Here is a 13,429-nt window from a genome sequence, read left to right on the forward strand (position 1 = left end):
GGTCACTCCTTCCCCAGATCGAGCAGCCGGCGCGCGATGATATTGCGTTGTATCTCGGCGGTTCCGCCGTAGATGGTTGCCGCGCGCGAGTACAGGTACTCCGGTCGCCAGGAAGTGTCGTCGAGTTCGAGCGCGCCGGGCAGCAGGTCGTGGACGGTGTCGTAAAGCCGTTGCTCTGCGGTGGCCAACAGCACTTTGTCGATGGACGTGTCTGGCCCCAGGCGAGTTCCGCCGGCCAGTCGGTGCTGGGTTGCCCGCGATCGGCAGCGCAGGGTATGCAGCGCCAGATACGCCGCACCCAAAGCGGATTCGTCCGACTCGGGGTTGTCGGCCGTCTCGGCGATCAGCGCGTCGAACCGTGCGTACAGATAGGCGATCCGTTGCCAGAAGCACGTCGAGCGCTCGTAGGGCAGCAGGTCCATCGCCAGCCGCCAGCCGTCGCCGGGTTGGCCGAGCATGCGACTGGACGGGATCACCACGTCGTCGAAGTACACCTCGCAGAACTCGTCGACGCCGTGCATGGTGCGTAACGGGCGAACGGTGATGCCGGGTGTGTCCAGGTCGACAAAGAAGGCGGTGATCCCGTCATGGCCTGGTGCGGTACGGGTGAGCAGGATGCATCGGGTGGAGAACTGCGCGAAGCTGGTCCACACCTTTTGTCCGTTGACAATCCAGTCATCGCCGTGCGGGGCGGCTCGAGTGGACAGCGAAGCCAGGTCGCTTCCCGAGCCGGGTTCGGAGAAACCCTGGCACCAGTGCTCGCGGCCGCTCAGCAGCCGCGGCACCATCTCTGCGGCGAGTCCCGGTGCGGCGTAGTCGATCATCGTGGGGGCCAGAACCTCGAGCATTGAGTACGGGCCGGGTTCGGCCAGGCGGCGCCCGACAACCTCCTCGCCGACGACCGCGCGCAGTAGCGCGGGGCCGCCCAGGCCGCCCACTTCCACGGGCCAGCCGTAGCGCATCCAGCCCGCGTCGTACAGCGCCGCGCTGACCCGGGCGAATTGGTGCATGTGGCCCTGCAGCGAACGGTCGGGCCCGGGTGTTAGATCGTGCTCGTCGAGCCAGGCGCACAGGTCGGTCCGGAACTGCTCGACCGTCGGGACGGAAGTCACGGGGCTGGGCGGCCCACGGCGTGCGGGCGTCCGGAGTCGTGTGCTCCGCTGCGGCGAATGAACGTCATGGCGCGGGTTTTCAATCGCCAGCCGTCATCGGTTCGCACATAGGTGTCCCGGTAGTAGCCGATTCGCATGTCGTGCGCGGAGTGTTCGATGAAGCACAGCGGTTGGGTGCCGCTGGCCGTATCGCCGTCCAGGTCGACCAGCGCGGTCCCGGTCATGAACAGACCCTTGGGCGCCGCGGCAACCAGTTCCGGGAACTTGTCCAGGGTGTAGGTGTCACCGAATGCGCTGTAGGTGCCGTCGGGGGTGAAAACGCTTACCAGGCCTTCGATATCGCCCTGGGTGATGGTCACCGCGTATCGGGCGAGCAGTTGCTGGATCTCGACCAGGTCGTCAGTTCTGGTTGGCTGCTGAGTTGACAAAGACCTTGCCGCCTTTCATGACGAAGCCGACGTTACGGGTAACGGTGATGTCGTCCAAGGGGTTTCCGGGCACGGCGATGACATCGGCGAGCATGCCCTCGGTGAGCCGCCCGAGATCGTTTGAGTTGATCAGTTCGGCCGCCGTCACCGTGGCTGCGCGCAGTACCGCCAACGGCGGAAGGCCCCATTCGACCAGGGTGACGAGTTCGTCGGCGTTCTTCCCGTGCGGTATTGCGGGTGCGTCGCTGCCAACGGCGATCTTCACCCCGGCGTTGAACGCCGCAAGGATCGATGTTCGCGACATGGGGAACATCTCGGCGGCCTTGGCCTGCAGTTCGGGTGGCGCATGCGACACGTCCATGGCTTCGGCCAAGCGGCGGGTGCTCACCAGGAAGGTGCCGTGCTCGACCATCGTCGCGATCGCTTCGTCATCGACGAGAAAGCCGTGTTCGATGCAGTCGATGCCGGCGGCCACCGCGTGTTTGACGGCGTCGGCGCCGTGCGTGTGAGCCGCCACGCGCAGCCCGCGCCGGTGTGCCTCGTCGACGATCGCGCACAGCTCCTCGTCCGAATAGTGTTGTGCCCCAGGAGGACCCGTCAGCGACATGACTCCGCCCGAACAGCAGACCTTGATCAGTTGTGCGCCGTGCTTGATCTGGTAACGCACCGCCCGGCGGATTTCGTCGACCCCGTTGGCGATGCCTTCCTCTACGGTCAGTTCCAACGCGTGCGGTGCGAACGCGGCGAACATCGTCGGGTCGAGGTGCCCGCCCGTCGGCGTAATCGCATGTCCGGCAGGCACAATTCGGGGTCCGTCGATCCAGCCCGCGTCAATCGCCTTGCCCAGCGCGACATCCAGCAGGTACCCGCCGGTCTTGACGAACAGTCCGAGATTGCGCACCGTCGTGAACCCGGCGCGCAGGGTGCGGCGCGCGTTGCCGACGGCGCGCAACACCCGGGTCGGGGGATCGTCCTGCACCTGGGACAGCCCGGGCTTCTCCCCGCGCCCGCCCATCAGGAGGTTGACCTCCATGTCCATCAGCCCGGGCAGCAGGATCTGGTCCCCGAGGTCGAGCAGTTCGCCCTCTGGTTCGCCGCCGACGCCGACTATGCGGTCGCCGTCGATTTTCAGCACGCCGGGCCGGACGATCCGCCCGCCGTCAACGTCGAGCAGTCCGGCCGCCTTGAGCGTCAGCACCGGTTAGATCACCGGCTCCCGAATGCACTCCACCCAAGCCGCGCCGCTGTCAGGGACTCGCGGTTGCTTCCACGCCTCGACCGGAAACGACACCATCACCAGCGATTGCATCACGTGCATCAGTGTGCGTGCATCCTCAGGCAGGTCGTCGAGCGGGTACTGGTCGCAGTAGGCGATGACATCGTTCAGGAGCGGGAACGCGACGTCGTAGAACTCCTGCATCTCGCTCATGGTGGAGGCCAGCCGCTTGGCATAGCGCTCGGGCTCGGTGGCCAGGTCCCAATCCAAAAATGGCTCCAGCGCGGCGAATTCAGACGGTAACGCCACGGTTGGCAACCTCCTTCTTCCAGCCGGTCACGTATTCGTCGGTCACCTTGTGCAGGTGGCGCAGCAGGATTTCCTGGTCGCACAGCGGGAAATCGCTGACCACCTTGGTGCCGATCATGGTCTGGGTGGCCTCCAGGGTGTTGGCGTCCTGCAGTGCGTATTCCTTGAACGTCACCGCGGCCAATTCCTGGGCCAGTCGCTCCCGCGCGTTGCGCGGCGGAACGAAGTACAGCGTGCACTCGAAGATGTGCTTGTCCACGGCGGTGGGCCAGTAGTGATAGGTCAGGAACCAGCCAGGTTCCCAGATCAACAGCATGAAGTTCGGGTAGAAGTGCCAGGAGTCGATGCCCCACTGCTTGACCTTCTTGGGGTTGACACCAGGCGGCAACTGATCCAGGTTGGCGATGACTTCGGGCTTGTCCCAAGGTCCGAACAATCCCGAGCGCAGCACCTGGTCCATCGGCTTGACCATGCTCATGTCCGCGGGTGGCGCCTGGCCGCCCCAGGTGGAGATCATGCCGTGTGGACTGGCCAATTCGTAGTGCAGCGCCTCGAAGCCGTACTTCATGATCTTGGCGGCTTCTTCCTTGGTGTACTGGCCTTGGTGGAGCACGGGCGCGTGGTAGAACTCGGCGAAGGCGTCGATGAACAACTTCCAGTTGCTGCCGACTTCGGCCCGGTAGGAATAGGTTTCGGTCATGGCGTCGAAGGGATAGCCCTCGATGCCCTTACCCATCGGGCCGAGGTAGTCGATCAGCGGCTCGGCGTTCTGGTCAAAGTTGATGAAAATGAAGCCTTCCCAGACTTCGCACCGCACCGGTATCAGGCCGTAGTCGGCCTTGTCGACGTTGAAGAACTCATCCTCTTGCTGGATGAAGGTGAGATCACCGTCCAGGCTGTACCGCCAGGCGTGGTATTTGCAGGTGAACTGCCGGCAGGTGCCTGACGTTTCCTCATGTGGAAAGTCGTTCCACACCAACTTGTTTCCGCGGTGACGGCAGAGGTTGTGGTACGCCTTGATCGAGCCGTCCTTGGTCTTGACGACGATCACCGACATGCCTTTGCCCGCCGACGGCAGCTCTTTGGTGAAGTAGCTGCCGGTGCGCGGCAAGCGGTTTATCCGGCCGACGTTGAGCCACGTTCGCTTGAAGATCGCCTCGCGCTCGGCCTCGAAGAAAGCCGGGTCGATCGAGTCGGTGTAGTCGACCGGCGCGGTGCCCAGCTCGGGGTAGTTCTCGGTCCAGCTTCCGGCGGCTGGCTTCGGGAAGTGAGCCAATGTAATTACCTACTCTCCTGTGTCTATGCCCCGTGGTCGATGCCGTCTCGCTCGACCTCGACGCCAAATGTGTTGAAGGCCATGGCCAGCGTGGTGTAGCAACCGACTGTGAAGACGTAGTCCATGAGTTGGCGGTGGTCCAGGCGGGCGCCGAGTGCGGCCCAGGTCTGGTCGGACAGCTCGGACTTTTCGTCGAGTTCATCTACCCCGGTGATCACGGCGCGCTCGAAATCGTCCAAGCGGCGGCCCCACTCCTCGGGGTGCCGTACGGCCTCGATTTCGTCGTCGGTGACGCCCAATCGTTTGGCTATGTTCGCGTGATGCGTCCACTCGTAGGCGCACTGGCGCCGGTGGGCGACCCGCAACACGGCGAGTTCGCGAATCCGGGCCGGCAACGTGGAGTTGAACAGGTGCACGTTGAAGCCGAGGAATGCCTTGGCGAGCGCTGGGTGATGGGCGAATGTCGACAACGCGTTGCCGGCGCCCCTCGGGTTGCGACGTTCGGGGGGCAACATGCCGGCGAGTGACTTTTGGACAGCCTCGTCCCACTGGTCGGCAGGCAGCGGCGGCAGGCGCATCCCGGGAGCATCCTCTCAGAATAGAGAATCACATTCTCATTTCTAACCAATAGACTTGCACGAAACACCTGTCCGGTCAATCCTGACGAGTGCGTCCGCGGGCAGCGAGCCGCGGCGTCGCGGAACAAGAATTAGTTTTCCGGCGCGGTGCCGGGCGATTTGCCTAGTCGTTGGCCATTCGACGCGGGCGGGGAGGTATCAACGCGGGTTCTGGATGTTGATTCTCACTTGGCGAGAAGATAGTTTTCAACAGTAGAGAGCTATGCGGATGCGGCGGCTCGTCAAAACTCGCGCGGGTGCCGCGCGCCCGACGGACTCTCGACGGATTCAACAGGAGAGGGGACGGTCATGAACAAAGAGGACATGATCCTCATCAGCGTCGACGACCACACGGTCGAGCCGCCGAACATGTTCAAGAACCATCTGTCCAAGAAGTACATCGACGACGCGCCGCGGCTGGTGCACAACGCCGACGGTTCGGACATGTGGAAGTTCCGCGACACGGTGATACCCAACGTGGCGCTCAACGCCGTCGCCGGCCGGCCCAAGGAGGAATACGGGATCGAGCCCACCGGTCTGGATGAGATTCGGCCGGGCTGCTACAACGTCGACGAGCGGATCAAGGACATGAATGCCGGCGGCATTCTCGCCTCGATCTGCTTCCCGTCCTTCCCGGGCTTCGCCGGTCGCCTGTTCGCCACCGAGGATCCCGACTTCTCGCTGGCTTTGGTGCAGGCCTACAACGACTGGCACATCGAGGAATGGTGCGGCGCGTACCCGGCGCGGTTCATTCCGATGGCGATCCCGGTGATCTGGGACGCCGAGTTGTGCGCCGCCGAGGTACGTCGGGTCGCGAAGAAGGGCGTGCACGCGCTGAGCTTCACCGAAAACCCCGCCGCGATGGGCTATCCCAGCTTCCACAGCGAGCACTGGAACCCGCTGTGGGAAGCGTTGTGCGACACCAACACCGTGATGAACATACACATCGGGTCCTCGGGACGGCTGGCCATCACCGCCCCCGACGCGCCGATGGACGTGATGATCACGCTGCAGCCGATGAACATCGTGCAGGCCGCCGCGGACCTGCTGTGGTCGCGGCCCATCAAGGAGTACCCGGACCTCAAGATCGCGCTCTCCGAGGGCGGGACGGGCTGGATTCCCTACTTCTTGGAGCGCGCCGACCGGACCTACGAGATGCACTCGACCTGGACGAAGCAGAACTTCGGCGACAAGTTGCCGTCGGACGTGTTCCGCGACCATTTCCTGACCTGCTTCATCAGCGACAAGGTTGGGGTGTCGTTGCGCAACATGATCGGCATCGACAACATCTGCTGGGAGGCGGACTACCCGCACAGCGACTCAATGTGGCCCGGCGCTCCCGAAGAGCTGTGGGATGTGCTGTCGATCAACAATGTGCCCGACGACGAGATCAACAAGATCACCCACCAGAACGCGATGCGCTGGTACTCCTTCGACCCGTTCACGCACATCACCCCGGAACAGGCGACCGTCGGCGGGTTGCGTAAGGCCGCCGAGGGACACGACGTGTCCATTCGGTCGCTGAGTCACCACAAGGAGACGCGAGAGGGTTCGTCGTTCGCGGAGTTTGCCGCCACTGCGAAACAGATCACCGGCAATCAGGACTGAGGGCCCCCCAGCGGCATCCGGCGAGCAGACGCAAACTCGTATCAATCGGCCCGCGATCATACGAGTTTGCGTCTGCTCGCGCTAAGAGAAAGTGCGAGGCGGGATGGAATTTGAGCTGACCGAGGATCAGGAGCTGATCCGACGGTCCGTGGCCGAGTTGGCGTCGAAGTTCGACGACCACTACTGGATGGAAAAAGACCAGGCGCACGAATTCCCCACCGAGTTCTACCGCGCCATCGCCGACGGCGGTTGGCTCGGGATGACCATCCCGACCGAATACGGCGGCCATGGGCTCGGCATCACCGAGGCCACCATCCTCCTCGAGGAGGTGGCCAAATCCGGTGGCGCGATGAACGCCGCCAGCGCGATTCACCTGTCGATCTTCGGCATGCAACCGGTGGTGGTGCACGGTTCCGAGGAGCTCAAGGCGCGCACGCTGCCACCCGTCGCGCGCGGCGACGTGCACGTCTGTTTCGGGGTGACCGAACCCGGCGCCGGGCTGGATACGTCGCGCATCACCACGTTCGCCAAGCGTGATGGTGACCGCTACATCGTCAACGGCCGCAAGGTGTGGATCTCAAAGGCCTTGGAGTCCGACAAGATCCTGTTGCTCACCCGGACCAAGTCCTACGACGAGGTCACCAAGAAGACCGACGGGATGACGCTGTTCCTCACCGATCTCGACCGCAGCCGGGTCGACATCCGTCCGATCCGCAAGATGGGCCGCAACGCCGTCAGCTCCAACGAGTTGTTCATCGACAACCTGGAGGTTCCCGTCGAAGACCGAATCGGCGAGGAAGGCAAGGGATTTCACTACATTCTCGACGGCCTGAATCCGGAGCGGATGCTGATCGCGGCCGAGGCCCTGGGCATCGGCAGGGTCGCGCTGGAAAAGGCCGTGAAATACGGCAACGAACGCGAGGTGTTCGGTCGTCCCATCGGCATGAATCAGGGCCTGCAGTTCCCGCTCGCCGACTCGTTGGCCCGCCTGGACGCCGCCGAACTGATGCTGCGCAAGGCCACCTGGCTCTACGACAACGGCAAACCCTGTGGGCGCGAAGCCAATACGGCGAAGTACCTGTGTGCCGACGCCGGATTCACCGCGGCGGACCGGGCGTTGCAGACCCACGGCGGCATGGGCTATGCCGAGGAGTATCACGTCACCCGGTACTTCCGCGAGGCGCGGTTGATGAAGATCGCGCCGGTCAGCCAGGAGATGATCCTCAATTTCCTGGGCTCGCACGTGTTGAAACTGCCGCGCAGCTACTAGGTAGTTTGTTAGTCGCCGGACGTGCGTCGAACGTGTAGCGACGGCCACGCTCGGCGGGGCATATGAACCATCGATCGGAGCAGATCAATGCGTGAAGCAGTCATCGTAGAGGCCGTCCGCACCCCGGTGGGGAAGCGCAACGGCGGACTGTCCGGGATGCACGCCGCCGACCTGTCCGCCGTCGTCCTCAACGAACTGCTGGACCGCGCGAACATCGGCGTGGAGTTGATCGACGACGTGATCTGGGGCTGCGTGTCGCAGGTGGGCGACCAGTCGAGCAACATCGCGCGGTTTGCGGTCCTCGCCGCGGGTTGGCCGGAAAACATCCCGGGCACCACCGTCAACCGAGCGTGCGGGTCCAGCCAGCAGGCCCTTGACTTCGCGGCACAGGCGGTGATGTCCGGCCAGCAGGATGTCGTGGTGGCCGGCGGCGTTGAAGTCATGAGCCGCGTTCCGCTTGGTTCGGCCAGGGCTACCGGGATGCCGTACGGCCCGAAAGTCCTTGCCCGCTATGAGGATTTTTCGTTCAACCAGGGTCTGTCGGCCGAGATGATCGCCAAGAAGTGGGGACTTTCCCGCACTCAGCTTGACGAGTACTCCGCGTTGTCCCACGAGCGTGCGGCCGCGGCTCAGGACAGCGGCGCCTTCACCGTTCAGATGGTCCCGGTATTTCCCGACGATGTTACGGTCGTCGACGCCGACGAGGGCGTCCGTCGCGGGACCACGGTGGAGAAGCTGGCCGCGTTGAAGCCCGCGTTCGTCGAGGACGGGGTCATCCATGCGGGAAACTCGTCCCAGATTTCCGACGGCGCCGCCGCTCTGTTGGTCACCACGCCAGAGATGGCGCTGGAGCTGGGTTTGACGCCGATCGTGCGGTACCGGGCGGGCGCGGTCACCGGCGCCGATCCCGTGCTCATGCTCACCGGCCCCATTCCGGCCACCGAAAAGGTGTTGCGCAAGTCCGGAGTTCAGCTCGGCGAGGTCGGCGTCTTCGAGGTGAACGAGGCGTTCGCGCCGGTGCCGCTGGCGTGGCTGGCCGAAACCGGTGCCGACCCGAGTCTGCTCAACCCGTTGGGCGGCGCGATCGCGCTAGGCCACCCGTTGGGCGCTTCGGGTGCTGTGCTCATGACGCGCATGGTGCATCACATGCGCGACAACGGGATTCGTTACGGCCTGCAGACGATGTGTGAGGGCGGGGGCACTGCCAACGCCACGCTGGTCGAGCTGATGTCTTAAGACGAGGTATGCGCGGCCCTCTTGTGGACGTCGGCAAACCAACCTACTGTGTGTTCAGTAGGTTTGACAGCCGCCCGCCCAGCCCCTAGGAGTGCGGTGCCCGACGCACGGCCGTACGACACACTTCTCGCCAAGGGCGAGGACCGCAAACAGCGGATCCTTCAGGTCGCCCAACGGTTGTTGTCGCGCAACGGCTGGCGCAGTACGACGCTGGCGCAGATCGCTCGCGAAGCCGGCGTCTCCCCGGCGGGCCTCTTGCATCATTTCGAGTCCAAGGAGCAGTTGCTGCACGCCGTGCTGGACGCGCGCGACCTCGACGACGAGACGCACGCCGACCGGGGCGGCGATCTGATCGGCGAGATCGCCCAGGTTGCCGACCGCTTCAACCGAGCCCCCGACCTGGTGGGCACGTTCACCGTGTTGCTGGTGGAGAACATCGCCCCGGACGCTCCGCTGCACGACCGCTTGGTCGCTCGGCAGCGTGACGCGGCCCAGATCGTTGCCGACGGCATCCGCCGTGGTCAGGCCGCCGGCCGTTTTCGCAACGACATAGATCCCGACGTCAAGGCGGTGGAAATCCTCGCCTTCATCCACGGAATGGAAATGACATGGTTGCTCGATCCTTCGATCCCGCTGACCGAGGTGTTCAAGGAATACGCGGAGGCGCTGGCGCGCGACTTCTCGCCTCAGAACAAGTAGCGCAGGACATGCGATACCGCCTCGACGTCGTCGCGTCCAGCGTGGTCGACGTGGTCGCGTTTGCCGGCGGCTGGCTCTTCGACCGCGCGATGGCGGGTTGGGATGTCACGGTGCTGCTCACCGATCATCCGGACGACCGCCCGCTGCACATCCTCGGCGCCCGGACGCTCGACTTGGAGGTCGCGCTGGCCTCGGTGGGGACCCGTCCCAAGCCGCAGGCGTTGGCGGCCGCGGCGGACTTGCTCGGCTCCGATCCACGGGTGCGGAACGGGGTGTTGCAGGCGCTCGACCACGGCGTCACCGAGGTCACGCTGTGGGGGCAGCGGTGGCCGGTCGAACTCGATGACAGCGTCGGCTTGGTCCAACACCGGTTGAGCATGGCGGCGCAGATATTCAAGGCTCGGGCGCTGGCCGCCGCCGCGGCCGCGGAGACCTCGGTAGGGGCGATCGAAACCTTCCGCAGCGGGCTGATGGCCCACCCGTCGGTCGCCGCTGACCTGGTGCCCGCCTAGGCGGCAGGGCTTCCGTGACCGGGCGCCGCGCCCGACGTTGACGACGCATAGGCCGTGTGGAAATCTGATACTCAACCATGAGAGGCTGATTCTCATCAGATGAGATTCGAATGGAGCTCTAGATGGTGAACGACTACGCCGAAATGAACTTCTTCCGCGATAGTCGGCTCGTCCAGGACCCGTATCCCTACTACGAGGCGTTGCGCCAGCAGTGTCCGGTGGCGAAGGAAAACCATCACGGCGTCACCATGATCACCGGCTGGGATGAGGCCTGCGCGGTGCTGAACGATGCCCAAACTTGGTCTTCATGCATTTCGGTGACCGGGCCATTCCCGGGCTTTCCGGTATCGCTCGAGGGGTTGGGCGACTCGGACATCACCGAACTGATCGAGCAGCACCGCGACGAGTTGCCGTTCAGCGATCAGCTGCCCACCCTGGACCCGCCGACCCACACCAACCACCGGTCCCTGCTGATGCGGTTGATCACGCCCAAGCGCCTCAAGGAGAACGAGGACGCCATGTGGGCGCTCGCAGATCAAGTGCTGGACGAATTCCTGGCGCCGGGAAAGGGCGAGTGGATCAAGGGTTTCGCGGGGCCGTTCACGCTGCTGGTCATCGCCGACCTGCTGGGCGTGCCTTTGGAGGACCGCGACAAGTTCGTCAACGGCATCCGTGAGCACTCGGGCGGCGGTATCGGCGGTACCGGCGACAAAGCGCTGGCGCACAGCCCGCTGGCGTTCCTTTACGGTCTGTTTTCCGACTATGTCCGGGACCGTCGGAGTGCGCCGCGCGACGACGTGTTGACCGGCCTGGCGACCGCCACCTATCCCGACGGCTCGATTCCCGACGTCGAAGACGTGGCCCGGGTGGCCAGCAATGTCTTCTCCGCGGGCCAGGAGACCACGGTGCGGCTGCTCGGCGCCTCCCTGCAGATCTTGGGCGAGCGTCCCGAGATTCAAGCGCAGCTGCGCAGGGACCGCAGCCTGATCCCCAACTTCATTGAGGAGGCGCTGCGCATCGAGAGCCCGGTCAAGGGCGACTTCCGGATGAACCGGGTGCCCGTCAACGTTGGCGGTGTCGACCTGCCGGCCGGCACCACCGTGATGGTGGTGCAGGCCGCGGCCAACCGGGATCCGCGGCGGTTCGAAGAACCCGCCACGTTCGACCCGGGCCGCAAGAACGCCCGTCAGCACATCGCGTTCGGGCGGGGCATCCACAGTTGCCCTGGCGCCCCGTTGGCGCGCGCCGAAACCAGGGTGGCGCTCGAACGGCTACTCGACCGGACTACCGACATCAGGATCGATGAGACGGTCCACGGACCGGCCAATGACCGCCGCTACCAATATGTTCCGACCTACATCCTGCGCGGGCTCACCGAACTGCACCTGGAGTTCACGCCGGCATGAAGGTTTGGGTTGACGACGGGGTATGTCGCGGGCACGGCATGTGCCTGACGCTGTGTCCGGAGGTCTTCAGTCTGACCGACGACGGCTACGCTGAGGCGATGACTTCCGTCGTGCCAACGGAATTGGAAGAGGCCACCCGCGAGGCCATCGCGAGCTGTCCGGAGCAAGCCATCAAGGAGACCTGACCCTCCCCGGTGCTGAGCAGACGCAAAATCGCTTAAAACACAACAGTTTAGGCAAACTTTACGGCTGCTCGCGGAAGGGTTCTACTCCTGAATGGAGATGGCCTGCCGGGGGCATTGCCGCACGGCATCGCGCACGAGTTCCTCGTTCTCCGGGGTGACCTCGGGCTGAAGCACGTGCAGCATGTCTTGGTCGTCGAGGAGGAAGACTTCGGGGATGATGCCCATGCACACCCCGTTGCTTTCGCAGAGGTCCCAATCGACTTCAATTTTCATCGCAATACCTACCGAATAACTTTGACGGGTACGTTCTTCCAGCCTGCCACGTTCTGCATCTGCACGCGGTTGCAGTTCTCCCAGTCCACCTCGTAACGCGGCATGAAGTCCAGCAGCTTCTCCAAGGCGATCGCGCTTTCTATGCGCGCCAGCGCCGCGCCGAGGCAGCTGTGGATGCCGTAGCCGAAGCTCAGATTCAGGGCCTCGTGTCGGTCGCGGTCGATGTCGAATTCGTCGGGATTCGTCCAGGCAGCGGGGTCCCGGTTGGCCGCGCCATTGATCAGGAACACCGGTTTCATGGCCGGAATCGTCACGCCATGCAGTTCGACCTCTCTCGTCGAGCACCGAACCTGGTACTGGGAAGGGGCCTCGTATCTGAGCAACTCTTCGACGGCCGCGGGAATCTTGCTGCGGTCTTCCAGCAGCTTCTGCCACTGGTCGGGGAACCGCGCGAACACCACCGGTGCGTTGCCGATCAGCTTGGTGACGGTCTCGGCACCGGCGCCGCCCAACAGCGTTGCAAAGCCGGCGATTTCAATGTCGTCCAGCTTGGTCATCTGGCCGTCTTCACGCTCGATCTCGGCGTTGATCAACTTGGTGAACAGGTCGTCGCGCGGTTCGGCGCGGCGCTGCTGCAGGATCTCGTAATACAGCATCCAGGTCTCGATGTTGGCCTGCATGCCGCGCTCGCCGACCTCGACCTGCCCGGGCTCGCGGTGCAGCGACTCGTCGATGAGGTACCGCACTCGCTGGGCATGCTCCACGGGGACGCCCAGCATCGTCGTGATCACCTCGACGGGGAACGGGCCGGAGAAGTCCTGCACCACATCGAATCGGTCGGGATCGGCCTTGCTGAGGTACTTGTCGATCTTTTCGGCCACCATCTCGCGCTGGGCTTGAATGGCGCGCGGAGTGAAGACCTTGTTGAGCAGGCTGCGCATGTGCCGGTGGTCGGGCGGATCCATGAAGATGATCGACTTCTGCTCCGGAGGCTTACCGGTGCGCACCATCGACAAATCGATGCCATACGCGGACGAGAACAGCTCGAAGTTCTTCAGTCCCGCAGCGACGTCCGCGTGCCGGGTCAGCGCGTAGAAGTCGTACTCCTCGCTGTAATAGACCGGTGCCTCTTCCTGCATCCGCTTGTACGTGTCCCATGCCCCGTTGAAGAAGTCCTCGGAAAACGGGTCGAAGACGACCTTGGCTGTCGTCACTGCAACCTCCTCGACGTTGAGTTGGGAGCCGGATTACTTAGAGCTGAATCACTGACTGTAAGGCTAAC

At 64.0% G+C, this 13,429-nt stretch carries 15 protein-coding genes; 7 read left to right on the forward strand and 8 right to left on the reverse strand.

The features are described from left to right. Nucleotides 1–2: 2 nt before the first annotated feature. The 6 genes from BST27_RS02405 to BST27_RS02430 form a co-directional block, all read right to left on the reverse strand. Nucleotides 3–1,010, reverse strand: coding sequence for an acyl-CoA dehydrogenase family protein (locus BST27_RS02405; RefSeq protein ID WP_232007210.1), 1,008 nt, complete (start codon nt 1,008–1,010; stop codon nt 3–5). A gap of 98 nt (nt 1,011–1,108) precedes the next feature. Continuing rightward, nucleotides 1,109–1,540, reverse strand: coding sequence for a nuclear transport factor 2 family protein (locus BST27_RS02410; RefSeq protein ID WP_069418112.1), 432 nt, complete (start codon nt 1,538–1,540; stop codon nt 1,109–1,111). Next, nucleotides 1,512–2,738, reverse strand: coding sequence for a metal-dependent hydrolase family protein (locus BST27_RS02415; protein ID WP_069418111.1), 1,227 nt, complete (start codon nt 2,736–2,738; stop codon nt 1,512–1,514). The genes BST27_RS02410 and BST27_RS02415 overlap by 29 nt, the downstream gene beginning before the upstream one ends. Before the next feature lie 3 nt (nt 2,739–2,741). Next, nucleotides 2,742–3,065 carry a hypothetical protein gene (locus BST27_RS02420; protein WP_069418110.1) on the reverse strand — a complete coding sequence of 108 codons (324 nt, stop codon included), beginning with the start codon at nt 3,063–3,065 and terminating at the stop codon, nt 2,742–2,744. Continuing rightward, the gene (locus BST27_RS02425; RefSeq protein ID WP_069418109.1) at nt 3,049–4,341 is read right to left on the reverse strand and encodes an aromatic ring-hydroxylating oxygenase subunit alpha; all 1,293 of its coding nucleotides are present in this window, start codon (nt 4,339–4,341) and stop codon (nt 3,049–3,051) included. Before BST27_RS02425 ends, BST27_RS02420 begins: the two co-directional genes overlap by 17 nt. A 23-nt stretch (nt 4,342–4,364) precedes the next feature. Next, nucleotides 4,365–4,919 (reverse strand): carboxymuconolactone decarboxylase family protein, encoded by a 555-nt coding sequence (locus BST27_RS02430; protein ID WP_069418108.1) that lies wholly within the window; start codon nt 4,917–4,919, stop codon nt 4,365–4,367. A gap of 348 nt (nt 4,920–5,267) precedes the next feature. Between BST27_RS02430 and BST27_RS02435 the strand changes: the two genes are divergently transcribed. The 7 genes from BST27_RS02435 to BST27_RS02465 all read left to right on the forward strand — a co-directional run bounded on the left by BST27_RS02435 (nt 5,268) and on the right by BST27_RS02465 (nt 11,874). After that, nucleotides 5,268–6,566: an amidohydrolase family protein gene (locus tag BST27_RS02435; protein ID WP_069418107.1), complete on the forward strand. Its 1,299-nt coding sequence runs from the start codon at nt 5,268–5,270 to the stop codon at nt 6,564–6,566. A 103-nt stretch (nt 6,567–6,669) separates the two neighbouring features. Further along, complete coding sequence (locus BST27_RS02440; protein ID WP_069418106.1) at nt 6,670–7,836, forward strand: acyl-CoA dehydrogenase family protein; 1,167 nt, start codon at nt 6,670–6,672, stop codon at nt 7,834–7,836. 87 nt (nt 7,837–7,923) lie between these two features. After that, complete coding sequence (locus tag BST27_RS02445; RefSeq protein WP_069418105.1) at nt 7,924–9,072, forward strand: thiolase family protein; 1,149 nt, start codon at nt 7,924–7,926, stop codon at nt 9,070–9,072. 96 nt (nt 9,073–9,168) lie between these two features. Next, the gene (locus BST27_RS02450) at nt 9,169–9,771 is read left to right on the forward strand and encodes a TetR/AcrR family transcriptional regulator (protein ID WP_069418104.1); all 603 of its coding nucleotides are present in this window, start codon (nt 9,169–9,171) and stop codon (nt 9,769–9,771) included. 8 nt (nt 9,772–9,779) lie between these two features. Beyond that, nucleotides 9,780–10,283 carry a hypothetical protein gene (locus BST27_RS02455; protein WP_069418103.1) on the forward strand — a complete coding sequence of 168 codons (504 nt, stop codon included), beginning with the start codon at nt 9,780–9,782 and terminating at the stop codon, nt 10,281–10,283. Between the two features lie 122 nt (nt 10,284–10,405). Continuing rightward, on the forward strand, nt 10,406–11,689 hold the full coding sequence (locus tag BST27_RS02460) for a cytochrome P450 (RefSeq protein ID WP_069418102.1): 1,284 nt from the start codon (nt 10,406–10,408) through the stop codon (nt 11,687–11,689). Continuing rightward, a complete protein-coding gene (locus BST27_RS02465) occupies nt 11,686–11,874 on the forward strand; it encodes a ferredoxin (protein ID WP_069418101.1) in 189 nt (62 codons plus the stop codon). The genes BST27_RS02460 and BST27_RS02465 overlap by 4 nt, the downstream gene beginning before the upstream one ends. An 81-nt stretch (nt 11,875–11,955) precedes the next feature. Here BST27_RS02465 and BST27_RS02470 read toward each other — a convergent pair whose 3' ends face one another. Both BST27_RS02470 and BST27_RS02475 read right to left on the reverse strand, forming a co-directional pair. Next, nucleotides 11,956–12,147, reverse strand: a complete 192-nt coding sequence (locus tag BST27_RS02470; protein WP_069418100.1) for a ferredoxin — start codon at nt 12,145–12,147, stop codon at nt 11,956–11,958. 8 nt (nt 12,148–12,155) lie between these two features. Further along, nucleotides 12,156–13,361: a cytochrome P450 gene (locus tag BST27_RS02475; protein ID WP_069418099.1), complete on the reverse strand. Its 1,206-nt coding sequence runs from the start codon at nt 13,359–13,361 to the stop codon at nt 12,156–12,158. Nucleotides 13,362–13,429 lie beyond the last annotated feature (68 nt).

It is taken from the genome of Mycobacterium intermedium, assembly GCF_002086275.1.
Taxonomy (GTDB): Bacteria; Actinomycetota; Actinomycetes; order Mycobacteriales; family Mycobacteriaceae; genus Mycobacterium; species Mycobacterium intermedium.